Here is a 26,697-nt window from a genome sequence, read left to right as displayed (position 1 = left end):
ATTCGCACCCACAGCTGACGAACTTGTTTCATGCGCATTCCTAACATGAAATTCTGGGAAACAAAAACCTTAGCCCAAATGACTACTGCAGAATGGGAGTCATTATGTGACGGCTGTGGTAAATGCTGCCTAGTGAAGCTTGAAGACGAAGATACTGGTGAAATTGCCTTTACGAGTGTGGTTTGCGATCTGATTGATTTAGAAAGCTGTCGCTGCACTCGCTATAGTGAGCGCTGTACCTTAGTGCCGGAATGCATTGATTTAAAACAACACGATTTTGCCGAATACAAATGGTTGCCATCAACCTGTGCTTACCGATTGCTAACAGACGGCAAGCCCTTACCAGACTGGCATCCGCTAAATTCCGGTACGGTTGAATCCGTCAAAGATGCCGGTGTCTCTATTAGTAGTTATGCAATCAAAGAATCACAGGTAGACGATCCGGAAGACCATATTATTGAATGGTTGGATTGAAAATCCAATCCTCTAATTTAGGTTTTAATTCACTCAATATATCCGGATATAAATCGATCACATTTTTGTAAGGATCAGTTTTTAAATCATATAACTGATAAACAGGCCCATGATAAGTAGGTATGTATATCAGTTTCCAACGATCATTCTGAATAGAACGGTTCTTAGCCTGTATGACAGTTGGATAATATTTTTCGTCAATAACCATCGTACCTGACTTGATGTCTGGAATAGTCAGTAATTCGATGATATCCGGATAAGTGATCTGATCCGGATGCAGGCCCGGTATTTTCCCCATCCAAACACCCGTTTCTTGAAAAGCATAGAGATTAGGGTTTGAATTGTCATTTATATAGGGTGCTAAGCTAACACCATCAATATTATTTGGAATTTCCATACCTAATAAATCCAGCATGGTTGGCATAAAATCAATCGATCGGCAGACATGGCTGAATTTGACATTTTGCGGCACACCTGGTCCGCTGATAATCAAAGGAATTCTGCCGCTCGGATCATTACCAACCAATGTATTACCTTGGCCCCAGCATTCAGTTTCAAAAAAATCAGTGCCGTGATCACTATACAGAACGATAAAAGTATTTTCCCTTAAGCCGCATTTATCAATATGGTCGATAATCTTGCCGACTTCGTCGTCGAACTCTTTTACACAACTGTCATAGAGATTTATGATTTGACTAATATCATGAGCTTCAGAAGTTGACTCTTGGCTTTCGACAATCTGCTCTGGCGTGCTGAAGTCACCCATAATAAAGCGCGAATCTCCTGCATAATCCTTAGGAGTGAATAAATTATAATATGGGTATTCAGATCCAAAAGGCACATGGGTGGAAGATGTAAAAAGGTTGATCAGGAAGGGTTTTTCTTTTTTGGCTAATCGCGAAATTGTGTCGCGACACTCCTGGCCTAGATGACTGGTTAACGGTACGCCAGCAAGATAATATAATTCGGGCAAAAAACGTTTACCGAATCGGTTGTGGGTAAACAGGGTTAGAAACAGCCGTAAATATGCCGGACCTTGCCTAAGTAATAATTTTATATTCCATTGATCTTGTGGAACTGATAGTTCTTTAAATCCAAAGTTGATCTTTTTAAAATCTGCGCCTGCCCAATCCGAAATTGCAGCAGTTGAAAAGCCTTGGCTATTCAAAATGTTAATAAAGTTATCCGCTGGTAAGTCAGTTTGGGTAGCGTCCGGGTAGTTGTCTCTTATTTGATGGTTATGGGGCCATAAAGAGGAAAATAATGAGGTTAAGCTGGGTGCTGTTCGGGCCAGAGGTGTAATGCAATTTTCGAAAATAACACCTTGAGTACAGATTTTATCAATATTAGGTGTTAACTTTCGATGATAGGCGTATGCGCCTAATCTATCGATTCTAAGAGTATCAACACCAATCATAATTACATTGAATTTACTTTTTGTACATTCAATTATAGGCAGTATTCTGATGTGGTTGTGATTCCAGATGCTCAGAAATAGATATAGAGCAATAAAGCCTAATAAGTAGATCGTCAAAAAATTATCATTTTCAAAATTAGAGAAATAAATAGCCAAAATCGTGGCAGATAGAGTTAATCCTGAAAGTAAAACTCTCGCCCATAGCAGGAGGTTTGGAGTAAGTATGCGCCATAACGGCAGAAGACGAGAAAAGCGAAACTGACTGGATAATTGTAAAGCTGCCGGTATATTAAGTAGTTGATGACAAAGTAAATAAAAAGATACAAGTGTTACGGAGATCAATGAAGCAACTATACCTGATTGAATTGTCAATAAATTATATGAGGAACATTTTGAAATGGTATATAAAAGAATTGGGCCTGGAAGAGAAATATAGAAAACTATAACTAAGATCCAAGACGAAATTCTAGAATAAGACAGAATGGCATAGATGCGAAAATTCTTTTCGATAGTGCTCTTGATTTTTGGCCCTGTTCTGCTATAGCTATTTAAGGCAATAGCAGCTAATCCGGTAGTTACAAGAATTGAAATAGCCAAAGGCAATATAGTTAGTAAATAAAAGGAATCAACCATATTAAATGCTTTACCGTATTTTTTTAACTAGAGGGGTTGATTTAACCTTTAACAGACTCTCCAGTTCTTCTAATGCAAATTTTTTAATCAAGGCAGAAATAAAAATCAAGTGATACAGTAAATCCCAGTAAGAAATGCCGAGAAAAGCAGAGCCTATCATATAGGCCAAAAGTGAAGCTTTCAGTGTTGTACTGTAATTGGTTACCCATGCTAGTTCTGGGTAAATGCTGGTTTTCATAGGCAGTCTAATCAGACTGATGAAACTGCCCAGTAGCATGGATAACCAAATACCGAAAGCAATAAAACCATGTTCAGAAAAAATTTCAACATAAGCACTATGCCAGTCACGTTGCGTCACATAAATCCAGCCATCAAATCCAGCCCCAATAAGCGGATGTTGTTTTGCATAATTCCATCCATCAGTCCATGCTTCGATACGAGTCATTGCCGATTCATCTTCTTCGTAAGTATTAATGGTATCCATGCGAGAGAACCACTCTTGCGGTAAATAGGGAATCAATATAAATACGCCAATAAATATTAATGGAACTAGAAGAATTTTATGTTTGCTTTTCGATAGCATGTACATGCCAGAACCAATAAGAGCTAAAAGTGCTCCTCTAGACCAGGAAGAAATTGCCGAAGCGATGCAAACAGGAATAGCAAAAAGCAGAAAATTTTTGAGTAATTTATTCGGAGTTTCCGAACGAAAAAGAATTAGAAAAGGAATGATGATTATAGTAGCAACTGCAAACTCATTATTACCTTCAAATTGAGTTGCTGGTGGCCCCCATACTCTGTAAGAAAAGCCTGTAGCTAAAGCGAAAAGGCCGCCTTTAAAGGCAATAAATCCAAAAGAGCAACCTATAGTGACTATCAAACAGTATAGTTTATAACGTGTGTTAATTAGTGAAAGCGTAAGTAAAAATGGTAGATAGATTTTACTAACATTGATTAACTTTAATTCAGCTTGAATAGGCACCATTGCAAGTAGAGTGGTGAGGACGAAATAGCACCATAATAAAATAAAAGCATTCACGCGCCAATCAAAGAATATGGATTGTTTATCTTTTTCTTTCAAATATAAAAGAAAACTAATTAAAAAAAGAATCAAATAAAGTGGTAGGCTATGAACAAAACCCCACGCATAAGAATGTGGGTTCATGTAACTAAAAATAGCTAAAGCTAAAACACAATGCCAAGGGGTTTTTATTGAATCATATATTAAATAAATGAAGAAAAGTAAAACAGCTATATCACGCATTTTATTGGCTGGTAATTAAAGTATAAGATGTACTTACTGCTTTGCAAGTAAGCCAATTATTTCACCTAAGGTAGAAAATAAACGCATTAGATGAAATCGGTATTTATCTGCATTAAACGCTATAATGGTGTGAAAAATATTACTAGATAATTGTCTAAATAAATACAAAGGAATAGGTTTTCTGTCAGGGTTTATAGATAATGTTATTGATTTATTTCTTTGATAAGACTTAATTAATAGGTACTTCAGAGTTAATCGGTTTTTATCGACGTAGTGATATTGTATAATAGATGGAATATATTGAATAATATGACCTTTATTGATTGCTCTAATAAAAAAGTCAGTATCTTCACTACCCACTAAATTGTGACCTATTGGCCCTAAACATGTAGAGAATACGCCTACATCATCGAAAATATCTCGTCTTATAACAACCTGTCCTCCTGGTGGTAATTCATTTTCTACAGTGAGTTGAGTCGGATAATTTCCGAGATCAAAAACAGGAATGGGAAAAGGGTAAATTCGATATTGACCTTCAGTGTGTATCCAATTGGGTTCATCACCCTGCCAATTCGGCTTTAAAGGACCACATAAAATAGATGCATCTGGATAGGCAAGGATTGCTTTTGTGATCGCAATAAAGTAATGAATATCAATTATTTGGTCATCATCTACAAAGCATATATACCCATCATTAATTAAGCTTAATGCGCGATTTAAAGCATAAGACTTTCCAGGCATTGGTTCAAGCTGGTAATCAAAAGTTATTGTGTTTTCAGTGAGATATGTGGTTTTATGATGTTCTAGTTTACTTACAGTATCATCTGTGCACGCATTTGCAATTACAAGCACGGTAATTTTGCAGTCATTTGGTGTGACCGCCAGATAAATAGAATTGATTGCTTTCATAAGCAAGTCAACCCTATTATGTGTGCAGATAGCTACAGTTAAATGAAGTAAACTCATGGGTCGCAATCAGTTTCTAAAAAAATTGAAATAAATATCACATAACTTTATGTGAGCTTCGTATACCAAGTGATTAAACTTTGATATTGAAGCACAAGGGTTGGAAAGCTCATACCCATACTCAGTCAGTGTTGAACCTGCCATGGCTTCAAATATTTGTAATTCTTTTATACTCATATGATTTCTCCATTTCTGAGTATTATTTGCTTGCAAAGGTCGCGTTAATAATGGTGTTTTTCCACTCTCATTAGATCTTTCAAAATTAATGATTGATTCATTATATTCAATATTTAAAAATTTACATAAAGCCTTGAGCGATTTATGTGGTGAATTAAGTAGATTTGTATACTTAATCTCAAAATAACAATCTGGATTATTTATTCCAAAATCTTTTCCAGATCTAACATACTTATTCCATGTATACGCTGCATGATAAATATTGTAAATTCTTAAATCCCAGCGCCTTTCTAGCATTGATATCGCACAGTCACGACCATCTCTAATAATATGCACTATTCTAGCGTTTGGGAACATTTCTTTGATTAATGGTAAGTGCAAAATGTAATATGGAGTTTTTTCTCCCCAATATTTTTTGTGCTCCGCGGTGGCGTTCATTTGAAAAATTGTCGATATCACATCTGGTATTGTTGAAGTTTTTAATGCGTGAAGTTGATCACTTAAAATATTTATATCAAATTTGATGCCATGAAAATCATCGTCAAAAAAGTCTGGTCTAGCATTATAAATTTCTGTTAAAAGAAACTTTAAATTTTCCTTAACTTTAAGATCACCAAATTCGGCGTGTCTTTGATAGATAGGAATAAAAAAATGTGATTCCCCGGTAGGTAGAGATATTTCGGGATGAGATTTGAGCATATACTGGAGAAGTGTTGTGCCAGATCGTGGGGCACCAACAATGAAAATAGGCGGGTTAATATTGTTCATTGTAGGATCACTTATTTAATATTATTAGTGTTTTTTTTAAAATAACCAGTCATTGTTCCTGCAAAGTAATAAACATTCATCAATTGTCTAAATGACCCTGATAAACCATTCTTGTTACTTAATAAAATATAATGGTAAATGCTTCGTAAAAATTGAGGTATTATAAAAAAAGGGATTCCAAGTATTTGACGCTTGTATTGCATTGTGTCTTGAAGAGCAGTTTGTATTCCCGCATTATGATGCAAAGTTAGAAAAAACCTTTTAGTGAGTTGATGGGGTAATATTTTATGGAATACCAAGGCGTCAGGATGATAATAGAATTTACCGCCAGCGTTAGCTAGCCGCTGAAAAAAATCAGTTTCTTCACCTTTGAATAGTTCGTCTTTCTTCAGGCCTTCACCTTTTCGACCTAAATCAGTGTCAAAGTTACCTATTAAATCAATTACCCGTCTTTGGATTGCCATATTACCACCAAAAGGAAATTCGCTAATACCATCCATTAGCCGAGGTGATGAACCAAAATCTTGATGACCTAAAAAGCCACACATATCGGGTGTAATCCATTTGGGCAGGTTCTCTGTTGATTCTAAGTGTATGCGTCCACCAACTGCATCACAATTATGCTCAACAAAGGTTGAATAAATCGAGTTTAGCCATGTCGGTGTGACACGTATATCATCGTCGATAAAAACTATATAATTACCAGTAGAATATTTTATTCCTGTATTGCGAGCAATAGATAAACCCTGCTTTCCTTCAAAAACGTAATGTATGTCGAGTTTTGTCGTTTTAGCATAATCTTCGACAACTGCTTTTGTTGCATCGGATGAGTTGTTGTCAACTAATATAATTTCCCAGCTTAGATTGTGTTTTAACTTTTGTTGATCAAGACAATTAAAACACTCGTCTAAATTTTGATATCTATTATAGGTGCAAATAATAATACTAAGATCCATGCGTAATTGTCCTCAAGAAATAAGTCGATTAAAAAATCGACTTAGGTAGTATTTAGCAGGATAAAACAAGCTTGCATCGTTCATTCCAAAAGTCATTTTTTGTTGAAGTTTCCACCATGGGTCATTTCCATAAACTTCAATGCGATGTAGAGTTAGAGCATCACGATCTGTAGTATTGAATCCGGATCGAGTTGAGCAGGCAAGGCTAAATCCTGCTCTGTCAACTTGATTCCGATTTTCGGCCGAAAATAAACCAAAAGGATAGGCAAAAAAATTACATCTCTTACCTAATGTAGTTTCTATTGTCTGTTTTGATATGCTAATTTCATTACTAACAGCTTCATTGTCGATCTCGGGTAGTCGAGGATGGCTAATAGTGTGGGCGCCAAATTCAATGTTGTGTTGGCTCATTTCTTGTATTTGTTCCCAATTCAACATCTTTCTTTCCGGGAAACCTCTTTTAGTCATCCAAGCATTGGTGGCACCCAAATATCCTGTAGTTAAAAAAATAGTAGCCGGTATATTATGTTTTTTTAAAATAGGAAGTGCGTTCAAATAATTATCCTCAAAACCATCGTCCAGTGTAATTATTACTGAATTATTTGGGATTTCTGCGCCTAAGTTAAAATGATCATCAATTAATTTCAGTGAAATTGGATTAAAACCAGATTGACGTAGTTTTGACATATGTCTATCGAACAACTCTGGCGGACATGCGTACTTGACTTCCTCATTTGATAATGGTTTGGAAATCATGTGATACATTAAAATTGTAAACCGTGTCATTTTAGGTCTGTTTTGCCAAAAAAGTTAACTAATCCTGAAAATAAGCTGTAAGGCAAAAAGCTGACCGCTATATAAGGTAAGTCTTTGAAATGCCATATGCTTGAGATAAATACAACACGAAAAAGCTGTTGAGCAGAAATTAAATCTCTTTTCCAGAAAGCTGTGTATGCTTGAGTTATAAGATAGCCATCGACTAATTCGCTTAGCTTTTCTTTGGGGATATGGGTCACTAGGTTATTGTAATTAATAATAAAATCTTTTTTTACTTGCCATGCATCCAGAACTTGTTTCCATTTGATAGATGAAATTTGTCCATGGTTATGCCAACGATAAAAAGCTAAAACTTCGGGTACAAGTTTTATCTTTTGGCTTTCGGCAGCAATACGCAACCAGAAGTCATAATCCATGGAGCTGAAGCTGCGAGTTGAAAATCCCTGAACCTTATCAATAATTGATTTGCGGACCAATGCAGCATGTATAGGCCAAGGACAGCCGTTCAGAAATGACTGAATAATATCACTTGACTCATAAGCAGGTGGTACATACTGTGGACCATTTACTCCATTTTCAATCACGTTTTGCCAGCCGCAATAACTCAAATCGACGTTTGCTTCAATTAGTGCATAGTAAAGCTTTTCCAAGCAATCAGGAGACCAGTAATCGTCGGCATCAAGAAAAGCTACGTATTCGCCCTGCGCATGTTGTAATGCAAGATTACGGGCAGGATACGGCCCGCATTTATTTTGCCTTAGTACTGTTATTGAAAGGGACTTTTTGTTAATCTCATCCAATATCTGCGGGCTGCGATCAGTGGAACCATCATCAATAATAATCAATTCAATATTAGGATAGCTTTGCCGGAAAATACTATTAATGGATATCTCTAAAAAAGCCTGTGCGTTATAACACGGCATGATTACGGAAATAAGTGGATATCTAATAGAATTATTCATTTATTTATCTGCTTGATAGAAGCAATATTAAGGCATTCAGCTAAGCTGATTTAAGATTGGATTGCATTTTTATATCGTTCCAAAGTAATCACTTTCAATACAAGCACAGATAATATGACCTATCAAAATATGAGCCTCTTGTATTCTTGCCGTATTATTCGATGGAACAATAATACAGCTATGGGCCTGAGTCGCGATTAATCCACCGTCGTTTCCTGTAAATCCAATAGTATGGGCACCAATTTTCTTCGCTTGTTTAAATCCTTCTATTATATTTGTGCTATTTCCAGATGTGGAAATACCTATGACAATGTCATTGTTGTTACATAGTGATTCAATTTGCCTTGAAAATATTTTTTCAAAACCGTAATCATTTCCTACAGAGGTAAGAATGGAGGTGTCGGTTGTTAAGGCAATTGATGCAAGTCCTTTTCTTTCAAGTTGAAAACGGCCGACAAATTCAGCGGCCATATGTTGACAATCAGCCGCGCTTCCACCATTGCCCATCCATAGAATTTTGCCATTCTGGCTTAAACAATGTGTAATAGATTGAACGATCGTTTCAATGAGATGGCTTGATTCCGCAAGCAATTGAATTGTAGTAATATGCTGCTCAATGTGATGGGTAATTCGATCAGACATCTTTAAGCCTTATAATCTAATATCTCTGTTAAGTTTCTTGCTGACATGGTTTAAGACATCATTTATAGAAATTTCTTCCATGCAGCGAATTGAGTACGGGCAAAAACACTGGGATTTATCTTCGCGCCAAACCCCTAATTTAGTGTTTTCTTGGCAGGGTTGGCAATCAAAGCTTTTCGAAATAATACTAACATTACTAAGAAAGCTAGGGAATACTTTACGGCGACTGGTTGGTCCTAAAATAGGGAATACAGGTTTGCCTAAAGCTACTGCCATATGTGTTATTCCGCAATCATTTCCAATTACATAGCCGGCCTGCTTAATTAGCGCGGCAGTATCTTCTAGTGAAAGTCTGCCGATATAATTTTTAACGTGTTCAGGAAATAGAATTTCTTCATCTAGTCGTTCCGCAAATTGTCGAGCAAAATGCCAGGCTTTACCTTGATAATTTAGTGTCTTACCAAATAGATTTTTACACCATTTAGGAAAAATAATTCTATTTGAATGGTTAAGATCAGCAGGTAAACCGACAATGGCAACATTCTTTATTTTTTTTGCAAGCTCCCCGTATTTCGCCCATTTACGAATTATTACCTGCATCCCGCCGCCAGGGATTAATACACAGGTATCATCATCAATGTCATCAAAAATTCTTTCGGAAGCATTACAGCTTGTTTGTGTGATGTTATCTACATTTGGGACAATAAATTTTGCTAAATTAGAATATAGTTCTATTTCCGAATGTAAACCAAAGCCTTTTTGCCAATCCCACATAGGGTGTAAGATAACGGCATCATTAAAGTTTTTAAAATGAATAGGTTCATCATTAACTTCAAACCCATATATATAAATCGCATATTCTTGATTCAAAAAAGGCTTTTGATCCGGTGAAACAGTTCGTATATGTGGCCAATGTCTAAATAATGTCTCAACTTTGGGTGTTTCACCTTGCAGGCATAAGTCAATTGTATAGCCCCCCCTGGATAACATTTCTATCATAGGTGTAGCCATGAGCATATTACCCATACCACTGCCTAAATGTACCAATATTGTTTTTAAAATAAACATTATCAACTACCCTGTTCTAAGTGAGTTGCTCAGCGAAAAAGCTGCTTATCCCATCTACGATAGCTTCAACTGCTTCAGTATGTATATCTGCTATCGATGGCGTTCAGTAAGCGTGTACTTCTAAATATACAATATCAAATCCTTTATTACTATCTATAGCTTTCAAAGAAGGTAAAACAAATATATATCCATTTCTCATTGTATCAATTATTCCTTCAAATGTTTGTCTGGCGACAAACAAAACCTTGTCAGCTAAACCATATTCATGCAATAACGACTCTAACTTTGGTTTCAAATAGTCATAACTGATAACCGTGTAATTGAATTTAGTCGATTATTTTAAAAAATTAAGAAATGTGATGACCTTGAAGGTATTTTTTAAGAAAATTAAATGAGCGAGTTACCATTAATAATTATGAAATTAATATATTTAATTTATTTGATTTATTGTTAACAAAGCTATGGCTCACACCTATTTGTTCAACTATTACTTTTCTTTCAGATTCTGGATGTTTTGTAAGAATAATATCTTCATTGTATTTATTGTTGGTAAGTATTATTAATAATTTTCATATGAATCGTAGCGTCAAAAAATCTAGAAATAGAAATATACAAGTTGTAAATACCTTGTTAGCCACCATAGTGGGTCCTATTTATAAAAATCAGGATTTCCGGTTAAAGGACAAGTGTCTAAATATTAATTATTGCTATTTGAGATTACAGTTAGCTTGTAAATTTAAAATGTTAGCCAGTTATGTATTGTGATACATATACCATCTTGTAAAAAAATTAGGATATAGACGATAAAACAAATAACCTAAACGTATATAAAATATTATTCGAAAACAAACATTATAAATAAACAGCAATTAACGCATTAAAATTTCTCTTCCAGAAGGAAGAGATTTCCAACGTTTGTTTACACATAATTTCCCATTTTTTTGGAGTTTTTTAATCATAAGATTTCGTTTAAACTTTTTTAGCTTAAGAATATCACGTATTTGGTAAAAAATTGGCCAGCGTCGTAACCATGTAAAAGACAAGTCCTTGATATTGCCAACTTTTGTAGAGGTGAATGATTCCAAGCTATGTTCGCTCACCCAGGCCGCCTTTGGTGTAACTATTGCGTAGAAGCGAATCGAATAGGGGAGATGAGCGTAAAGATCTATTGCTTTTACTAAAGGGTATGCATGTTCCAATCGATTCAACGCTGCATTCAGTGTAATCAAGTATGCATGTAGGGTTTGTGGGCCGCTGGATAACGAGAATCCGGTAAAATTTCCGCCAAACTTCTGACCGGAATCCGCATCATAAAAAACAGGGCCTTCGTCATTATGATCATCGCAGTCCAGGAAACAATAATCCCAATTTGTAAAGGATATGCCCTCATTTAACATTTTTGTTACATCCGGGTTAAGTCTGGCATCATCCTCAAGCACTAACGCCATCGGTATATTTTCCAGCTTCATGGTTTCGTAAATGCTTAAATGTGATAAATAACAACCCACAGTGCCAGGATGCATATTTCTGTCCTTATCGACGATAGCATTAATATCTGTCTCCGACATAGCTATACCATCAACCGCGTCTGTTAGACGATATTCAATATTTAGAGCTGATAAGTGTTGACAGATAGCAGTGCGACGATCGAGAGCTCGGGCAAGGCTAATAACAAATACAGGGATTTGTTGGGTAGTGCTCATTCAGTATAGCTCCTCAGTTCATTGCCCAATTATTTCTGGGTTATCGGAAAAGTTCTTTCCTATAACCCATTGTCTTGCCGGGATGATAAAATTATTTTTATCGAATTCGCTAGCATTAAAGTCTAACCATTTTATTGCTGCGTTCGGCTCATTAATCCAGCAAGCAGTTATCGAATGGTCGAATGAAGTGTTAACTACGATATACTCAAGCTTAGAACCCATAGATAAATTCGCTAAAAGAAGTTCTGGATTTCCTAATTGAAGAGGTTTTGATCTATCATCAAAATCAATAGCTTCTCCGTTATTGCCTAAAAGAGAGGGTGGTATCCCAAAGTTCAAATCATGGCATTCGAGCATAGCTTCTGCCAACCATTGTCGATATTTTATATTCGGCTTGCATAAGCAACGGTAGTAAAGGGCTTCTGCCCAAAATCCAACTGAATACTGCTTCCCAGTTGATAGTTCGCGGTAGCGTTTAATTAAGCCGCTGTCATGAGTAAATTTTAGGCCTTCGTCTAGTATAGTCTCATCAAATTCATCAGGAAAGGCCTTGGCGTAGCGCGCTAAGTCCATTAAATTAATGGTTTGATAATCAATTGCCCAAGTTCTTAAAGACAATTCTCTGTCAATGTAGCCATTTGGCATCACCAAGCGGGGAAATCTGGCTTTAATATCGGGTAATTTCTTTATCAGATATTCAGCAGCGATTCGCTTTAACGCTCTCAACGGTAACGGCAGTTGTACCGCAATCTGCGTTGGTAACATTGTCAAGCCTATAGCCCAAAATAAGGGTTTGTATAGCCAATTAGCCGGTTTAAGCGATAGTACCGCGCGCGTACTTTTTAAAGCCGAGGCTATCAAATCGACGTATTGTTTATCGTCAGTCAATTGAATATAGCGATTAATAGCAATCGTAGTATCCAGATGGGTATTCAATACCAGCATATTCGAAACACTTTTACCAAGGGTTTTATTAGCTATCCATCTGAAAGGGCCGCTATGCATGGATTGTTCCGACAATTCCAAGGAGTCATGAAGAAACCAAACGCCACAATCCAGTCTGTCTGTTGTTTTTGAGAGGAAAGCAACGGCTTTTTGTAATGCCGCTTTAACTTGAGGACAGCCAGTACGCTGATATTCATCCATCAACAAGTGCACGCCACTAGCGTGGAGCCGATAATGGCATTCAGAGCTGTCTGTCCACATGCCGTGATACCAGCCACCATCATCGGCTTGGCGCTGGATCAATGATAAAACCAGTTGTTGTTGAAAATGACGGTAAAGCGCTTTACCCGTTGTTTTTTCCAAGCCTGAAAAAACAGTATAAAGCGCATGAGCTTCGTTTTCAGAAAAACATTTTTTATGATGCGGCCAGGAATAACGAAGATCATAAACTGCACCGTATATCACATGGCGATATAAATCGGCAGGTTTACTGATGCAACCGTGAGATCCCCAAAGGAAGTAACCTTGAGCTTCTATCGGTGATAAAGTAATTATGTCATTAACAGCGAACGTCTCGGCAAACTGCCAGATGATGATATCTATAACAGAGTCTTGAGGGCAGCTTATTTCAATAGAAAAGCCATCCTTTTCATGCCAAGACAATCCAGATAGCGTAATTGGTATTTCAGATTTAATAGTCTGGTCAGAATTGATAAGCCGTTGCTTAGGTAAATCAACTAGCCATAATGGATTTTTGACCGAAGTAGAAATACCTAAGAACCCGCCTGCAATACAGTTTTGAAAAGAATGGTTTTGTTGGCAAGTAAGCTTTACATTTTCCCCTGGTTTAATTCTTAGAAAAGCGCATGCAGCATTGTCAAATTGGTCGACAATTAACTGGTAACCAGGAAAATCATAAAAGTATCGAGTTGTATTTAGAATATTTATTGATTCAAGCGGTTGATCAAGTGTAAAAATTTCTATTAAGGAAAGACTCTGCATAATGCTCTCTATTGAGTTTATGATTTTGGATGCATTTTTAGCATACCTTGCATAAGAAATTGCTCAATTTCATCAACCATTCTTTGTGTGGAAAAATAATCAAGAGCTTTTTTACGCCCAGCTTTCGCCATGAGTTGGGCTTCATGCTCGCGGGTAAGCAAAAAGGTCAGATGTTTTATTAAAGTCGCTACATCATGAGCAGGAAAAATCAGCGCTTCCTCATGGTCCTTTAGGCATTTGCTAATCCCGGTGGCATTGCTGACAATTAGAGGCAAGCCAGCAGCCATACCTTCTGCGGCTACGCGAGGTAGCGGATCAACTTCAGAAGGAACCACAATAATATCATGTGAGGCATACAAAGCCGGCATATCGTTAAATGCAACGGGTTGCAGAATTTGAAGTTTAGAAGGATCATTACTCGTTGCTATTTCATGATTTATTTTAGACAAATAATCATCGTCATGCGGCCAGCCAACAAGAGATAGAGATATGTCAGATATGTGAGATAACTGAATTGACTTGCACGCTTGAATAAGAGTAATTGGATCTTTAGAAGGGTGGAGACGACCGATAAACAAAATTCTTTGTCGACTTGATGGTCTTTCAATCGGAATATTTTTAAATCGTTCCAATGGTGCGCTGTCGTATATTTGCTGGGGTTGGATTTTACAAGCGGGTTCATGTAAACCGGAAATAGTCTCAAAATCATTAAATGCCAGCCCATCAAAAATGATCTTTTGGTGTTTGAGAGGTAAATACTTACTCAGGTGATCCTGTAAAAAATTCTTCAAATATTTTGATAGACCGGTTTGCTTTCCCCAGTTCCAAAATTGATATTGCCGTCTATTGGCGCCTAGGTTGTTGTGATCAGTCAGCCAATAACCGCAGACATAGGCAAATACAGGCAAGCCAAAACTAAATAAACGAGGGGCTATGGAGTAGCTCATGCCCTTTGTAGCCCAAACAAAGCAACAATCAGGTTTAAATTGAGTTATTGCCGATTTAATAAACGATTGTTCTTGCCATTCGCGGCGATACCACTTGTAAAGATCAGTTAACGAAGTTGACTTTAACTCATTGTTTAAATTATCAGGGCAATAATCGAAAATACGCCATATCCCGTTATTGATACTGGTTTGTCCTTGTAACTGAAATGTGCTGGTTAAAACCAAGACATCGTGATTTCGGCATTTAAGTTCCTCAACTGTCTCTTCGCATAACAGAGGATAACCGCCGTCTGAATAAGGCGGATACATGTTCATTAAAATTAGAATGCGCACCTTTTACCTCAAATTGCTGCTGTTTAACCCGTTCAAGAGATTAGGCTCTGTGAATGGTTTGTTGTAATTTTAATAAATACCATACTAAAACCTTTCTTTGATTAGTAGGTAGTAGGCACCAAAATGTTTGCTTGATATTTTTCCAACAGAAAGGCTTGAAGTGAAGCGCCTTAAGATAATGATGGAGGGCTGATTTATAATTTTGCTTTTGCCAAAAAAAACCATTTGCTACTTCAGTATGTAAAGTAGCAAACCTATCATTTAATGTAGCTTTATCAATACATTTAAATACTTCTTTATTTAGATCATATAAACTTTCCAAGGCGCTGAGTTCGGCTTGTTCCATCTTGACGTAATCATGGCTGGCATTGGTTTCGTGGCATCGATATAAGGCAAGCTTTTTATCTTGAAAGCCAATCGGATATTTACTGCATATTCTTAACCAAAGTTCGTAATCATCGACACGAGAAACGGTTTCATTGAAATAACCAATTTCATCAATAACATTTTTCCGTAAAAGTACCGTTAAAACGGCAATTCGATTCCTTTTGAAAAGCTCAGCAAAACATTCGCCGTGCAGATCGGTAACCCAGTCTTTGGGGTAGTGAGAAATTGGGGTGCTATCAGCTTGGATATAACCTTGTCGTGAATGAATGAAAGCAAATTCTTGGTGCGTTTCTAAAAACTGGACTTGAGTTGAAAGTTTATCAGGCAGCCAGCAATCATCTTGATCAAGAAAGCCAATGTATTTGCCTTTTGCATGTTTGATCGCTAAGTTTCTAGCAGCAGCAACACCGGCATTTTGTTGTTCAAAATAACGAATTCTAGGGTCACCTAAGTAATTCATTATTATTGATTTGCTGTTATCTGTTGAGCCGTCATTGACGATTAGTAATTCAAAATTCTGATAAGTTTGGGTTAATGCGCTTTGAATAGCTTCTGAAATATATTGATCACCATTGTAAACCGGTACGAGGATGCTTACTATTGCTTCAGGCATTTTTACTAAATCTCCATAACAAATTCATTCTGAACCATGATTCTATTTTATATGGGATTAAATAAATAGACGATTCTAATTTTGGATAGGCTTTTACAGCTGTTTTCCAGTGGTTTATTAGTGTGGTTTTTGTTAATAAATCCGTTGAATTTGAATAGGCCATATTTCTTAGGAATTGCGCTCTTTTTGCTAGTTGAGTTTTGAAATTTAAGTGCAATTTTCTTTGTTTGACAAATCTTCTTAATGGTTCGTAATTAGGATTATAGGCAAATTCATGTAAAAGGATTAGTCTGTCAATATAATTACTACGATACAGTTGACTAGCATTATTTTTTGAACTAGTAGATGTGGGATGTACGCGGAATTGAGCTAAAGAATCAGGAATATACTTGATACCAGTATTTATACCCACTCTAATCCAGTATTCTAAATCACAAAGTTGTACCATTTCAGCATTAAATGGGCCAAAGTGCTCAAAAATAGAGCGATGAATTAAAGTTGATGAGGGTTCCCCAAAAAAATTTCTAGAGTCATTTAGAACAGCTTGGCAGATTTGATTGGTGCTGATAAAGTTCGAACCAGAAAATAATTCATTAAACCGTGGTATGGTCATTAAATATTCTTTTGTTTCAGGATCAATATCATTATGAAACAAAAAATCTCGGGTGCAAAACACAAATGGAGTATCTATATTCGCTGCTTTCAACATGAGTTCTAAGCAGTCGTGCCTGATGATGTCATCTTGAAATACAAACTTAATCCATTCTCCTTGAGAAAGTTCGATACATTTATTCCAGTTATTGACAAGGCCAAGATTACTTTCATTTCTAAATAGTTTAATACGCGTATCTTGTTTGGCATATCTACTGACTATTTCCCATGTGGCATCTGAAGACTTGTCATCCACAATAACTATTTCAAAATTATTATAGCTTTGGTTTAAGATGCTAATTAATGTTTCTTCTAGGTAACGTTCTCCGTTGAATGTGGGAACGCAAATACTAACGTTTTTCATGATTATGAAAATAGATGATTGACTATATTGGTTTTATTGTAAAACTTTTAAAAGTCTGGAGTCTTGGTTTAGTGAGATGACTTTTTAAATAAAAAGCACGCACGGCCTCCTGTTTTATTTTTATTAACATACTCCGCCAAGTTAATAAACTCATCAATTTCTTTGTCTGTAAAAATCTGATTATCATGATGTAACCAATATGAATTATCTGCTGTTAATGGTATGTTGCGAAGATATTGTTCGCTGCCATAAAACTCAAGGATTAATGAATCGTATATTGTCTCGTAAAGAGTTAGTCCGACTCTCTCTCCTAAAAGTCTTATGCTTTCGAGGGAATGAAGATAAATATGGCGAGGTACATCCATTTCAACCCAGTTAGTTCCGTAGTGATCCCAAACATATGAAGAAACTATTGGTATGCGAATAAGAATAACCCCATTTTCTGACAATAAACTTCGAGCAATAGCTAATGTAGTTTCTTGCTCAGGAATGTGTTCTAATGAATGATGAAATGAAATGAAATCGAAGTTACCAATCAATTCATTTATAGGGCGCTTAAATATTGTAATGCCATTATATCTTGCATCAGATTCAATGAAAGGATCTACTCCGAAAAGATTTTTGAATCCCATTTGGCGCAAGGTATTTAGCCAATTAGATGATTGGCCACAACCCACATCTAGAAAACGGGCATCAAAATTCGCAATATTAGCTTTTTGTATAAATTCGGTTGCTGGTATGACTTTGTCTACTTTTAAAGTAGGTATTTTAATAAAATTCGATAATATTTTATTTAACTTATATCCACGATTGAATAGTGCATTACGGAAGCGTTGTTTTAAAAAGAAATTGAGTATATGGGGTGGTGGCTCTATAGGTTGACTGTTCAGTGAATAATAGTCTTTTGGATAGAATCTACTTAGATTGTCGGGTATGTTTGTTATTTGTAAACAAGAGCAGGATTTACATTGAAAATATTCAAACTCTTCTCTAGTGCCGAACATCATCTCTCGTCCAATGAATGTCGGGTGGTTGTCTTCAGTTTTACAAATACGACATTTATGTTGAAAGATAGTCATAAGGTTAGGCCTGTACTGTAGAATTTACTTTTGCATCTGTGACTTTATTATTTTCTTGGATCCAGAGGGCGTCCAATGCGAAGAATCCATCGCGTATAGTTATTGGTACACTGCCAACTATCTGAAAATGTTTTAGGCTTTCACCATAATAAACCGTTCTTGCTGCTTGGCCGGAAGTTATGCCAAATCGGATTGTATAAATTCCGGGCATGAGTGGTAATTTTTTGATTTTGCAGCTAATCACATGTTCACCAGGCGGGAGGTTGTTGATTTTAAGTTGTTCTTCACTATTGTGGGTAGTTAAGTATAGAAAGTCTGTGGTATGAAAGCCGAAGCCAAAAGTTACTTCATCTAATTTTTCAAGTACACGGATTTTAAAATGGATAGAACAATTTTGATTATATGTCAGGTTTTCCACTTTCTGGTCTGAAGTATCAAGAAAATATAGTCCGACAAGTTCAATTTCACCACTACCTATAGTGCGTGTCTGGGTCTGGTCAATGTTGTTTTTTATTTTTATGTCGTTTTGTTCATAGAAGTTGTCGCAAACTCTTTTAGGGTCGCCTTCCATGCCAATTTTCCCATGATCTAGCAAGATTACTCGGTTGCACAGGCGTTGAATTTGCCGTATGTTATGGCTAACTAAAAGTACTGTTTTACCTTGTCTCTTTATTAATTCTTCCATTCGGTCAAAGCATTTGCGTTGGAAAGCTAAATCCCCAACCGCCAATACCTCATCTACAATCAATATATCCGCCTCCATGCTGGTGGCAATGGAAAAACCCAATTTTACGGTCATCCCTGAGCTGTAGCGCTTGACCGGAGTATCAATAAACTGTTCCAGTTCGGAAAATTCGATAATTTCATCCAGTTTTTGCTTAATAATTCTTTTAGGAATGCCGAGTATGGCGCCATTTAAGAAAATATTTTCTCTACCTGTGAGTTCAGGATTGACGCCTGCACCGACTTCAATTAATGGTGCTACGCTGCCGCGAACAATAACTTCACCTTTGGTGGGTTTGGAGATATTGGCCAGGTGTTTTAGCAGGGTGCTTTTGCCGGCACCGTTATGACCTATGATACCGATCACCTCGCCTTCTTCAATGTGAAAGTTGACATCGTCCAGCGCTTTGAATTTTTCTCTTTCTCGTGTGGGTCGAAAGGTGAGTCTTCTTAGAGTGTTTAAGGCGGTTTCCTTTAGGCTGGTCAGGTGACCTAGTTGGTATTCCTTAGTGAGATGGTTGACTTCTATAATTGCCATGAGATTGCTTTATGTAATTCGTCAATATTGAGTTGTGTAGAGTTTGTGTCTGCTCAGATTACGTCGGCAAACCAGCTCTCAGCGCGCTTAAAATACCAGTAGCTAATGGGTAGAATGGTGAGTGTCAAAATCAGGCCAGGGTACAGGGCGTCAAAATCCGGCGAAACACCTTTGATTAACACGCGCTGAAAACCATCGATGATGCCTACCAATGGGTTGAGGGTATAGAGTGTATATAGTTTTTCCGACCAAACGCCCGCAGCTTGTTCAACCAGGAGTTTTTTCTGCACTAGGCTAAGCGGGTATATCACCGGAGAGCCATACATTAAAAGTGACAATGCGATAGGGATGGCTTGTCCTATATCGCGGTAGTAAACATTCATTGCAGCGCCAAAGAAGCTAATGGTGAGGGCGACAATCATGGTGTAAAGAATAAATGCCGGTATCCACAGGGTGTATATGCTGGGTAGTATTTGGTAATAAATCATCATTGCCATCAAAATGATAAAGCTGATAGTTAATTCTACCAATTTGGTTACCATAGCGGTGAGCGGGAAAACTTCGCGTGGGAAGTAGATTTTTTTAATTAGTGGGGCATTTGAGGTGATACTGTTTACGCCCTCCGACACGGATTCTTGAAAGAATACCCAGGGAATTAATGCGGCAAAAGTAATCAGGGGGTATGGCAGTCCATCAGTTTCGATACCAACAAAGCTCTTTACGACGGTAAAAACCAGCATCAACAGCACAGGTTTCAAAACTGCCCATAGAATGCCGAGATAGGCTTGTTTATACCGGACGACTATGTTTTTCCAGGTAAGCGCAACGATTAGTTCCCGATAGCTATAAAGATTATTAATTATTTTTAGCATAATGTTATGTCAGCTATATGTCGATTGTTTTGAGGCATTATTTTATGCATTAATAGCTATTTAGTTTTAAGTTTTTTAAGTTTTTTTAATAAGCTTTTATGGTTGGGATTTTGTTCTAGACCCAGTTTAATGACTTTTTCGGCATCATCGAATTTCTTTAATTTTATGTATGCGTCTGCTAGGCCAATATAAGAGGGCATAAACTTTTTGTTTTTGTTAATGGCGGTTTGAAAGTCTGATATAGCATCATTATAGTTGCCGATATCAGTTTGAAGTTTTCCCCTTTCGCTATAAAGAAAAGGAAGTAAGGCGTAGTTTGGATCGGATGAATGAGTGATGGCATATGATGTTCCTTCTAGTTGATGCGTTAAGCATGCTTTCATTTCCTTTTCTGGATATTGATAGCAAATGGCTGTTCTAGGCTTGCCATTGCAATAATGGTTTATATAGGTAAAATCTCCACCAAACTTTTGCTTCCAATCTACGTTTTTATATTTGTTGTCAATGTAAATAATACCCGAATTTCCCTGACAAAACGGCGGTACGGACAGGGCCGCCATAGTGGGATCTACACCTCTCGCTAAAGCAGATTCCCACGGTTCTAATGCCAGCACTGGTTTTGCAAGTAAAATTAATTTTATAAATATTAAATAAATAAGTTTGCGATTAATATTCATTTTAGACTGTCTATAATTTCTTTAGCTAGTTCTTGGTAAGTGTTTGATTTAAATCTACACTCACCAATAAAATGGATAAAACTTGTTGTTTGTGTTTCTATTTTTGTACAGTCGCAATATTTTGGGTGGGGAAGTACCATATTTTTATTAATATTTGCAATCACTATGTTGGACATCACTTGTTCGCTTCCCCAGCGGTACCATTTTTTGCCTATGATATTTTCGATTGCTTGAGAAAGTTCAACGACAAAATCTTTATCAAAAGATTTTTGAGGGAAACCAGTAAAGCCAGCGCACCCTCGCACATAATTTAAATTTTCTATATTGGCGAGTTTATCAAAATTGGCCTCAGCAAGCATTTGTACATGGCTGTCTGAATCAATGAGTACATTTTGATTTACTCGTTTCGAACAAATACTCATTGATTCTATTGTTTGATTATCCCATGTGCCGATAACAAAACCAGTTTGTGAGTCAATATTGTGGTTGATTTCCGGGATGTCTGAAATGGTTAGTGTGTCACTGTCTAGTTGAATTACATAGTAATCTTGAACAAAATGCGCTATTGCAAGGAGTCGCTCCCAGCAACCGCCCATTGGGCAGTTGTCGTCAACAAATTCTTTAGCTTCGTGTATTTCACAGATAGGTATATGTGTTTTTAGTGTATTTAAGTCGTTGGATGTGAGGCTGCCGTCATTTATGATGATAACTTTGTTTATAGCTACATTTTTTGTAAATGATTTGATGGCAATTAAAAATAACAATACGTCTTTATGTTGTAACTGTGTTAATACGGCAACTGGTTTCTCTGTCTGGGCTATAACAGGTGGCGTTTTGTATATTCTTTTACAGGCTAGTAAAAATTTAAAGCGGCTTATCTTATCTTTTAATTGATAGAACATGGCTTTTTAGATAATAAATTTGAGTAAATGCCTTCTACGGCTTGTGTGTGTTTTTTTATTGAGAACGCTTTTAAAGCGTTTGCCCGTGCCGCTTGTCCCAAATGTTGTCTTGTGCGTTCCGACTGGTAGAGTTGTATTATCGATTCAGCCAGGGAATCAGCCTCTCCTGGATTAAATAGTAAGCCCGTCTCACCACTAGTTATCATTTCACTTGCCCCTCCATGGTTTGGACCAAGCAAAACTCTTCCCATGGCCATGGCTTCAATGACGACAGTGCCTAACGGTTCCGGGCTGGTTGATGCCGAAACAACAATATTAAGTCCAGCATAAACTTGTTGCATGTTGTCTATGTGCCCGGTAAATTTAATTATTGCTTGTAATTTATCTTCTATAACACGTTGTTTTAGTTCGTTTTCGTAGTCTATGCAATCTTCTGGTGTGCCGCCAATGATCATCATCTTAAGGTTTGGGATTTTATCCTTTATTAAACCTGCAGCATCCAGATATAGCTCTTGTCCTTTCCAAGGGATCAAAAGGCCGACTAAGCCAACGACAAATGCCTCTTGTGGAATTTCGAACTGTTTTCTGAAACTGTTACCGTCGGCATTAATGTCGAGTTTTTCTAATTCGATACCATCATAAATTACGCTGATTTTTTCGTTTGGGATATCCAGTTTCTTATGAACGCTGTTAGCCACCCAGTTGGATACCGAGATGAAATGATCGGGTAAGGAATATGCCCAACGCATCGAGTGTGAGCCATTTTGGTCGCCCCGAACATGGCAAATGCTTGGAATGCTTAGACATTTTGCTACAAGCAGGGCTGCACGGTTGCAGAGTGGTTCGTTGTTGGCGTGGATTAAATCGGCTTTAAAGCGCCATGCAGTCCATAGCAAGCGAATGAAAAAAGGTAGGAAATTGATTAAGTCATCTAATCTAGCCAGTAGTTGCTGAGTTAGGAAGCGTATGCCGGGCAATTTGTCAGGCCAGGTTTGCGCAGCTAGAATTCTTTGTAGGCTGACGATGTCAATCAAGCGATCTGGAATGTGCTTCCAGAGTGCTTCTTCGGCAATTTCCCTATATTGCGGGCCTGTACGACCAGTAACGACCATGGGAAGGTATTTGCTTCTATCCAGATTTCTGACCAGATGGCGGAGACAGATGATTGCGCCGCCGTAACCTATGCCGTTTTCAACATAGAGAATATGTTTGGGTTGGTCTTTTGGTGCCATTAAGGATTACAGTTTTTTATAAATGTGTAAAAGATAATCTCATAAGTTTAGTAGTTTGTGAATTTTTGTCTTATCTGTCTGATAAGTGCTATCCATGCTTGCGGCAATAGACAGGTTAAATAATATAACAATGACCGGGTGTCTAATTTCTCTTTTAAGCTTTGCAAAAATGCCTGCCGCGCATTCAATTTGTCACCGGCTACAAAGTACCAATAACCTAGTGTCCAATAGGCGTCGGCAACCATTTTGTTAGGGTCAATATTTTGTGAGATTAGCTGCGATTTTGTATGCTGGCGAATTGAAGACATAACCATGGGTAGTTGGGATAGCATACGCTCGGTTGCTGTTGTCGCGCTGTCATTGTGTTTCCTGCGAAGGATTAATGCATCTGGTACACAAGTGGCCGGATAATGCGCGACAATTTTGGCCCATAACTCCAGATCTTCGCCAAAACGAATGGCTGAATTGAATGATCCTGCTTCTAACGCGGTGCTGCGTTTGAATAATGCGGAACTGGTGGGGACAAAGTTCTTTTTTACCAAGGCCGCCAAAGCGTTGAGTATGGGTTCACCGGAATTTTTTTTTAATTCAGTTAAAAGGTAATGTTTGTCAAGGCTTGATGGTGTAATGACGTTTTCTTCAGTATCAATTTCTGCCTCGTCACCAAAAATGAAATGCAATGTAGGGTTTGCTTTTAGTGCTTGAAGTTGAAGCATGGTTTTATTTGCCGTCCATTGGTCGTCGGCATCCAAAAGCGCAATCCAGTCGCCTGTGGCTATTTCTATTCCTTTATTGCGCGCAGCAGAGGGACCTTGATTAGGTTGCTTGTAATAGCTAATGTTACCAGACAATTTTGCTACGATTTGTTCGGTATTGTCTGTTGAGCCGTCGTCTATGATGATGATTTCATAAATTGGCGTGGTTTGAGCATTGATGCTGTTTACGGCTGCTGCGATGAACTTTGCGCTGTTATAGGCGGGAATTACGGCGCTGATTTTCATAGTTGATCCAGAAGGTAATAGTTAAGGTTGTTATATGAATTTCATGAATCAAGTTTACAATGGTTTACATTGTTTCGAGGAGGATTAATGCTAAACAGCGTGAATTTACCCCGCCACTGGCAAAAGCCATTAATGGCTTTGTTTGTGGTTTCTTTAGGTTCGATTATAGCTTTTTATCCTACCTGGACGTCCATTGTTTCTATCTGGGAGCGATCTGAAACCTTTGCTCACGGCTATCTGGTTGTTCCTATTAGTTTGTGGCTGATTTGGTTGAGAAGAGCGAATTATAGAGATTTAAGACCCTCTTTCAGTTGGTTGGCTGTGTTTTTTGTGCTCGGATGTGGGTTTTTGTGGCTGGTTGCAGATTTGGTGTCCGTTCTGGTTATAAGACAATGGGCGGTAGTAGGGATTTTGGTTGGCGGTATTTGGGCGGTTTTAGGCAATCGCACTGCATCACAAATGTTATTTCCGTTATTGTTTTTATTTTTAATGGTGCCATTTGGTGAGGAATTTATCCCTTGGCTAATGGACTTTACTGCAGATTTTGTGGTTGGCATGTTGCGGTTGACAGGCATTAGTGTTTATCGTGAAGGCACTTTTTTTACCTTGACATCAGGGAATTGGTCAGTCGTTGAAGGTTGCAGCGGGTTGCGGTATGTGATTGCTTCATTCACATTAGGTACCGTGTATGCGTACCTAAATTATACTAGCTATAAAAAACGTGCGATTTTTATGCTGGCTGCATTTCTGACGCCGATTTTGGCGAATGGTTTGCGTGCCTATATGATTGTGATGATAGGTCATTTAAGTAGTATGAAGCTGGCAACTGGTGTTGACCACATTATCTATGGTTGGGTGTTTTTTGGTCTGGTGATGCTGTTAATGTTTTATGTGGGTTCATTTTGGCAGGATCATCCAGATGCCAATATTCCGCATTCAATGTCCGAAGGTGAGGCTGTTGATGCTAGTCAGCATAATGCTTTACTTGTCATGTTAGTTGTTTTGATTTGCATGGGGATTTGGCCTGTTACTGCCAAAGAATTACATGCTAAGCAAATGGTGAAAGCTGAGATACCTTCAGGTTTGATAAAAGGGTCGCTTAATTCAGAGCTCAAATCACCAGATTGGGGATGGGAGCCTCAATTTAAAGGAGTTATGGCTGATCTTAGGTATTACCTTGATGATGAGGTACAGCCTGTTGCCATGTATTTTGTGAATTTTGGTGATGAATCGCAGGGTGGTGAGTTAATTAACTCACAAAATTATTTAGCGCGACAAAAAGATCCAGTTTGGCGGATAGTGCGTAATGAAAAAGCAGCATTGACTTGGCCAGAGAGTGGCCCCGTTATGATTGACGAATCGGTTTTGAATAGCACACAACGTGACTTGTTTGTTTTGCGGTGGTACCGGGTGGGAAAAACGAATACTTCGAATCCCTATTATGCGAAATGGTTGCAATTGCTTAAGCGATTGACAGGTGATGCTTCTCCGGAGTTAATGATTGTTTTGTACACTCAGACGCCGCATGGTAATTATGATGAAGCCAGAAATAGATTGATCAAGGTTGCTCAGGCTTGTTGTATGTAAAGATAGCAACTCAGTCCATCCCATTTCATGCTAGTACGGTATTTTGCGCGCCAATATGTCCTTTCGTGCAATGCCCTTTTGTGATTATCTGTTTTCTAATGGGGCATCTGTGATTAACTTGCTTAGTGTGCTGGTTTTTTTTGTAAATTTAGCGCAGAAACCATAGTCGAGACCTTATGATTCATATAAAACAATTGATGTGCGCATTTTTGCTGAGTATCTTTGCTCAATTGGTTTGGGCTGGAGGTATGACTGAGACGCCGGATACTGTGCGTAAATTGGCTGCCAATTACGAACATGGACGCGATGGGATCAAGCAAGATTTTCAGCAGGCTTTTTTGTTGTATTGCCAAGAGGCATTAAAGGGCGACCGGGAATCCGCTTATAACATGGGGTTTATGTATTTTAATGGTCGCGGTATGCCACGTAATTTGTCTCTAGCCGTACGATGGTTCAAACAAGCTGCTGATGCAGGCGATAAGCATGCGCAAAAAATGCTGGATAGATTTACAAATGTTTCGCCACTTGAAGATGCAACTTGTAAGCAAGCCAAGCCAGTGCCTGAGTTAAAGTTAGTTGCAGTTCAAAATCCAAACAGGAAGGTGGTTGAAGGCTGGGTGAATCAGATTGCGCCACATTACGGTATCGACCCTGAATTGGTAATGGCAGTGATTAGTGCTGAATCGGCTTTTAACATTAATGCTGAATCTAATAAGAATGCGCAAGGTTTGATGCAATTGATTCCAGAAACGGCTGCTCGATTTGGCGTAATAAATAGCTGGGACCCGATTCAAAATATTAAAGGTGGAACGGCCTATCTGCATTGGTTGTTGCGCCATTTCGACGGTAAGGTAGATCTGGTCCTGGCAGCTTATAATGCTGGTGAAGGTGCGGTTGAGCAATATCAAGGCATCCCTCCATACCGTGAAACACAAAATTATGTGAAGCAAATTCTTTCACACTATCAAAAAACCTCACATCCAGTGCCCGCCAAAGAACTTAAGAAATTTGATGTAGAGCAAAAAACCTAAAGGGGT

The 26,697-nt window shown here is 37.8% G+C and carries 25 protein-coding genes; 3 read left to right on the top strand and 22 right to left on the bottom strand.

What is annotated here, in order from left to right; translation table 11 throughout:
* Positions 1 to 36 precede the first annotated feature (36 nt).
* On the top strand, positions 37 to 474 hold the full coding sequence (locus tag A1359_RS03290) for a YcgN family cysteine cluster protein (RefSeq protein ID WP_198159254.1): 438 nt from the start codon (positions 37 to 39) through the stop codon (positions 472 to 474).
* Here A1359_RS03290 and A1359_RS03285 read toward each other — a convergent pair.
* The 22 genes from A1359_RS03285 to A1359_RS03185 all read right to left on the bottom strand — a co-directional run bounded on the left by A1359_RS03285 (position 455) and on the right by A1359_RS03185 (position 24,073).
* A complete protein-coding gene (locus tag A1359_RS03285) occupies positions 455 to 2,524 on the bottom strand; it encodes a sulfatase family protein (RefSeq protein WP_083960469.1) in 2,070 nt (689 codons plus the stop codon). The genes A1359_RS03290 and A1359_RS03285 overlap by 20 nt on opposite strands.
* Positions 2,525 to 2,534: 10 nt before the next feature.
* Positions 2,535 to 3,788 (bottom strand): putative O-glycosylation ligase, exosortase A system-associated, encoded by a 1,254-nt coding sequence (locus tag A1359_RS03280; protein WP_066977928.1) that lies wholly within the window; start codon positions 3,786 to 3,788, stop codon positions 2,535 to 2,537.
* A gap of 33 nt (positions 3,789 to 3,821) precedes the next feature.
* Complete coding sequence (locus A1359_RS03275) at positions 3,822 to 4,754, bottom strand: glycosyltransferase family 2 protein (protein ID WP_066977926.1); 933 nt, start codon at positions 4,752 to 4,754, stop codon at positions 3,822 to 3,824.
* A 9-nt stretch (positions 4,755 to 4,763) separates the two neighbouring features.
* Positions 4,764 to 5,699, bottom strand: a complete 936-nt coding sequence (locus tag A1359_RS03270) for a sulfotransferase family protein (protein ID WP_083960468.1) — start codon at positions 5,697 to 5,699, stop codon at positions 4,764 to 4,766.
* Positions 5,700 to 5,710: 11 nt separating this feature from the next.
* Positions 5,711 to 6,655 carry a glycosyltransferase family 2 protein gene (locus A1359_RS03265; protein WP_066977921.1) on the bottom strand — a complete coding sequence of 315 codons (945 nt, stop codon included), beginning with the start codon at positions 6,653 to 6,655 and terminating at the stop codon, positions 5,711 to 5,713.
* Between the two features lie 12 nt (positions 6,656 to 6,667).
* Positions 6,668 to 7,342, bottom strand: a complete 675-nt coding sequence (locus A1359_RS03260; protein ID WP_198159251.1) for a polysaccharide deacetylase family protein — start codon at positions 7,340 to 7,342, stop codon at positions 6,668 to 6,670.
* A 95-nt stretch (positions 7,343 to 7,437) separates the two neighbouring features.
* Entirely contained in the window at positions 7,438 to 8,394 is a 957-nt protein-coding gene (locus A1359_RS03255) for a glycosyltransferase family 2 protein (protein WP_198159250.1), read from the bottom strand.
* A gap of 69 nt (positions 8,395 to 8,463) precedes the next feature.
* Entirely contained in the window at positions 8,464 to 9,036 is a 573-nt protein-coding gene (locus tag A1359_RS03250; protein ID WP_066977915.1) for a D-sedoheptulose-7-phosphate isomerase, read from the bottom strand.
* A 9-nt stretch (positions 9,037 to 9,045) separates the two neighbouring features.
* A complete protein-coding gene (locus tag A1359_RS03245) occupies positions 9,046 to 10,104 on the bottom strand; it encodes a glycosyltransferase family 9 protein (RefSeq protein ID WP_066977911.1) in 1,059 nt (352 codons plus the stop codon).
* Positions 10,105 to 10,207: 103 nt separating this feature from the next.
* Positions 10,208 to 10,399 carry a hypothetical protein gene (locus A1359_RS22210; RefSeq protein WP_157200446.1) on the bottom strand — a complete coding sequence of 64 codons (192 nt, stop codon included), beginning with the start codon at positions 10,397 to 10,399 and terminating at the stop codon, positions 10,208 to 10,210.
* Positions 10,400 to 10,973: 574 nt separating this feature from the next.
* Positions 10,974 to 11,807 carry a glycosyltransferase family 25 protein gene (locus A1359_RS03240; protein ID WP_066977909.1) on the bottom strand — a complete coding sequence of 278 codons (834 nt, stop codon included), beginning with the start codon at positions 11,805 to 11,807 and terminating at the stop codon, positions 10,974 to 10,976.
* Positions 11,808 to 11,825: 18 nt separating this feature from the next.
* The gene (locus A1359_RS03235; RefSeq protein ID WP_066977906.1) at positions 11,826 to 13,754 is read right to left on the bottom strand and encodes a hypothetical protein; all 1,929 of its coding nucleotides are present in this window, start codon (positions 13,752 to 13,754) and stop codon (positions 11,826 to 11,828) included.
* Positions 13,755 to 13,771: 17 nt separating this feature from the next.
* Positions 13,772 to 15,034 (bottom strand): glycosyltransferase family 4 protein, encoded by a 1,263-nt coding sequence (locus tag A1359_RS03230; RefSeq protein ID WP_157200445.1) that lies wholly within the window; start codon positions 15,032 to 15,034, stop codon positions 13,772 to 13,774.
* A 40-nt stretch (positions 15,035 to 15,074) separates the two neighbouring features.
* Positions 15,075 to 16,034 (bottom strand): glycosyltransferase family 2 protein, encoded by a 960-nt coding sequence (locus A1359_RS03225; RefSeq protein WP_066977900.1) that lies wholly within the window; start codon positions 16,032 to 16,034, stop codon positions 15,075 to 15,077.
* Positions 16,027 to 17,049, bottom strand: a complete 1,023-nt coding sequence (locus tag A1359_RS03220; protein ID WP_066977898.1) for a glycosyltransferase family 2 protein — start codon at positions 17,047 to 17,049, stop codon at positions 16,027 to 16,029. Before A1359_RS03220 ends, A1359_RS03225 begins: the two co-directional genes overlap by 8 nt.
* A gap of 68 nt (positions 17,050 to 17,117) precedes the next feature.
* A complete protein-coding gene (locus tag A1359_RS03215; protein WP_066977896.1) occupies positions 17,118 to 18,128 on the bottom strand; it encodes a class I SAM-dependent methyltransferase in 1,011 nt (336 codons plus the stop codon).
* A gap of 4 nt (positions 18,129 to 18,132) precedes the next feature.
* Positions 18,133 to 19,389: an ABC transporter ATP-binding protein gene (locus A1359_RS03210; protein ID WP_066977894.1), complete on the bottom strand. Its 1,257-nt coding sequence runs from the start codon at positions 19,387 to 19,389 to the stop codon at positions 18,133 to 18,135.
* A 53-nt stretch (positions 19,390 to 19,442) separates the two neighbouring features.
* Positions 19,443 to 20,261: an ABC transporter permease gene (locus A1359_RS03205; protein ID WP_066977892.1), complete on the bottom strand. Its 819-nt coding sequence runs from the start codon at positions 20,259 to 20,261 to the stop codon at positions 19,443 to 19,445.
* A gap of 56 nt (positions 20,262 to 20,317) precedes the next feature.
* Positions 20,318 to 20,938: a tetratricopeptide repeat protein gene (locus A1359_RS03200; protein WP_066977890.1), complete on the bottom strand. Its 621-nt coding sequence runs from the start codon at positions 20,936 to 20,938 to the stop codon at positions 20,318 to 20,320.
* Positions 20,935 to 21,840: a hypothetical protein gene (locus A1359_RS03195; protein WP_066977887.1), complete on the bottom strand. Its 906-nt coding sequence runs from the start codon at positions 21,838 to 21,840 to the stop codon at positions 20,935 to 20,937. Before A1359_RS03195 ends, A1359_RS03200 begins: the two co-directional genes overlap by 4 nt.
* Positions 21,825 to 23,072, bottom strand: coding sequence for a glycosyltransferase family 4 protein (locus A1359_RS03190; RefSeq protein WP_066977884.1), 1,248 nt, complete (start codon positions 23,070 to 23,072; stop codon positions 21,825 to 21,827). Before A1359_RS03190 ends, A1359_RS03195 begins: the two co-directional genes overlap by 16 nt.
* A gap of 47 nt (positions 23,073 to 23,119) precedes the next feature.
* Complete coding sequence (locus tag A1359_RS03185) at positions 23,120 to 24,073, bottom strand: glycosyltransferase family 2 protein (RefSeq protein WP_066977881.1); 954 nt, start codon at positions 24,071 to 24,073, stop codon at positions 23,120 to 23,122.
* Between the two features lie 87 nt (positions 24,074 to 24,160).
* Here A1359_RS03185 and xrtA point away from each other — a divergent pair, with 87 nt between their 5' ends.
* Both xrtA and A1359_RS03175 read left to right on the top strand, forming a co-directional pair.
* Positions 24,161 to 25,660 carry an exosortase A gene (gene xrtA, locus A1359_RS03180; RefSeq protein ID WP_066977879.1) on the top strand — a complete coding sequence of 500 codons (1,500 nt, stop codon included), beginning with the start codon at positions 24,161 to 24,163 and terminating at the stop codon, positions 25,658 to 25,660.
* 176 nt (positions 25,661 to 25,836) lie between these two features.
* Entirely contained in the window at positions 25,837 to 26,691 is an 855-nt protein-coding gene (locus A1359_RS03175) for a transglycosylase SLT domain-containing protein (RefSeq protein WP_066977876.1), read from the top strand.
* The last annotated feature ends 6 nt before the right edge of the window (positions 26,692 to 26,697 follow it).

It is taken from the genome of Methylomonas lenta (genome assembly GCF_001644015.1).
GTDB lineage: Bacteria > Pseudomonadota > Gammaproteobacteria > Methylococcales > Methylomonadaceae > Methylomonas > Methylomonas lenta.
The sequence above is the reverse complement of the archived record's forward strand: the minus strand, read 5'-3'. Positions and strand labels throughout refer to the sequence as shown.

Excerpts from the sequence above, each read along its gene's own strand:
- A1359_RS03285 (WP_083960469.1), bottom strand. The coding sequence starts at position 2,524 with ATGGTTGATTCCTTTTATTTACTAACTATATTGCCTTTGGCTATTTCA.
- A1359_RS03280 (WP_066977928.1), bottom strand. The coding sequence starts at position 3,788 with ATGCGTGATATAGCTGTTTTACTTTTCTTCATTTATTTAATATATGAT.
- A1359_RS03275 (WP_066977926.1), bottom strand. The coding sequence starts at position 4,754 with ATGAGTTTACTTCATTTAACTGTAGCTATCTGCACACATAATAGGGTT.
- A1359_RS03270 (WP_083960468.1), bottom strand. The coding sequence starts at position 5,699 with ATGAACAATATTAACCCGCCTATTTTCATTGTTGGTGCCCCACGATCT.
- A1359_RS03265 (WP_066977921.1), bottom strand. The coding sequence starts at position 6,655 with ATGGATCTTAGTATTATTATTTGCACCTATAATAGATATCAAAATTTA.
- A1359_RS03260 (WP_198159251.1), bottom strand. The coding sequence starts at position 7,342 with ATGTCAAAACTACGTCAATCTGGTTTTAATCCAATTTCACTGAAATTA.
- A1359_RS03255 (WP_198159250.1), bottom strand. The coding sequence starts at position 8,394 with ATGAATAATTCTATTAGATATCCACTTATTTCCGTAATCATGCCGTGT.
- A1359_RS03250 (WP_066977915.1), bottom strand. The coding sequence starts at position 9,036 with ATGTCTGATCGAATTACCCATCACATTGAGCAGCATATTACTACAATT.
- A1359_RS03245 (WP_066977911.1), bottom strand. The coding sequence starts at position 10,104 with ATGTTTATTTTAAAAACAATATTGGTACATTTAGGCAGTGGTATGGGT.
- A1359_RS03240 (WP_066977909.1), bottom strand. The coding sequence starts at position 11,807 with ATGAGCACTACCCAACAAATCCCTGTATTTGTTATTAGCCTTGCCCGA.
- A1359_RS03235 (WP_066977906.1), bottom strand. The coding sequence starts at position 13,754 with ATGCAGAGTCTTTCCTTAATAGAAATTTTTACACTTGATCAACCGCTT.
- A1359_RS03225 (WP_066977900.1), bottom strand. The coding sequence starts at position 16,034 with ATGCCTGAAGCAATAGTAAGCATCCTCGTACCGGTTTACAATGGTGAT.
- A1359_RS03220 (WP_066977898.1), bottom strand. The coding sequence starts at position 17,049 with ATGAAAAACGTTAGTATTTGCGTTCCCACATTCAACGGAGAACGTTAC.
- A1359_RS03215 (WP_066977896.1), bottom strand. The coding sequence starts at position 18,128 with ATGACTATCTTTCAACATAAATGTCGTATTTGTAAAACTGAAGACAAC.
- A1359_RS03210 (WP_066977894.1), bottom strand. The coding sequence starts at position 19,389 with ATGGCAATTATAGAAGTCAACCATCTCACTAAGGAATACCAACTAGGT.
- A1359_RS03205 (WP_066977892.1), bottom strand. The coding sequence starts at position 20,261 with ATGCTAAAAATAATTAATAATCTTTATAGCTATCGGGAACTAATCGTT.
- A1359_RS03200 (WP_066977890.1), bottom strand. The coding sequence starts at position 20,938 with ATGAATATTAATCGCAAACTTATTTATTTAATATTTATAAAATTAATT.
- A1359_RS03195 (WP_066977887.1), bottom strand. The coding sequence starts at position 21,840 with ATGTTCTATCAATTAAAAGATAAGATAAGCCGCTTTAAATTTTTACTA.
- A1359_RS03190 (WP_066977884.1), bottom strand. The coding sequence starts at position 23,072 with ATGGCACCAAAAGACCAACCCAAACATATTCTCTATGTTGAAAACGGC.
- A1359_RS03185 (WP_066977881.1), bottom strand. The coding sequence starts at position 24,073 with ATGAAAATCAGCGCCGTAATTCCCGCCTATAACAGCGCAAAGTTCATC.
- xrtA (WP_066977879.1), top strand. The coding sequence starts at position 24,161 with ATGCTAAACAGCGTGAATTTACCCCGCCACTGGCAAAAGCCATTAATG.
- A1359_RS03175 (WP_066977876.1), top strand. The coding sequence starts at position 25,837 with ATGATTCATATAAAACAATTGATGTGCGCATTTTTGCTGAGTATCTTT.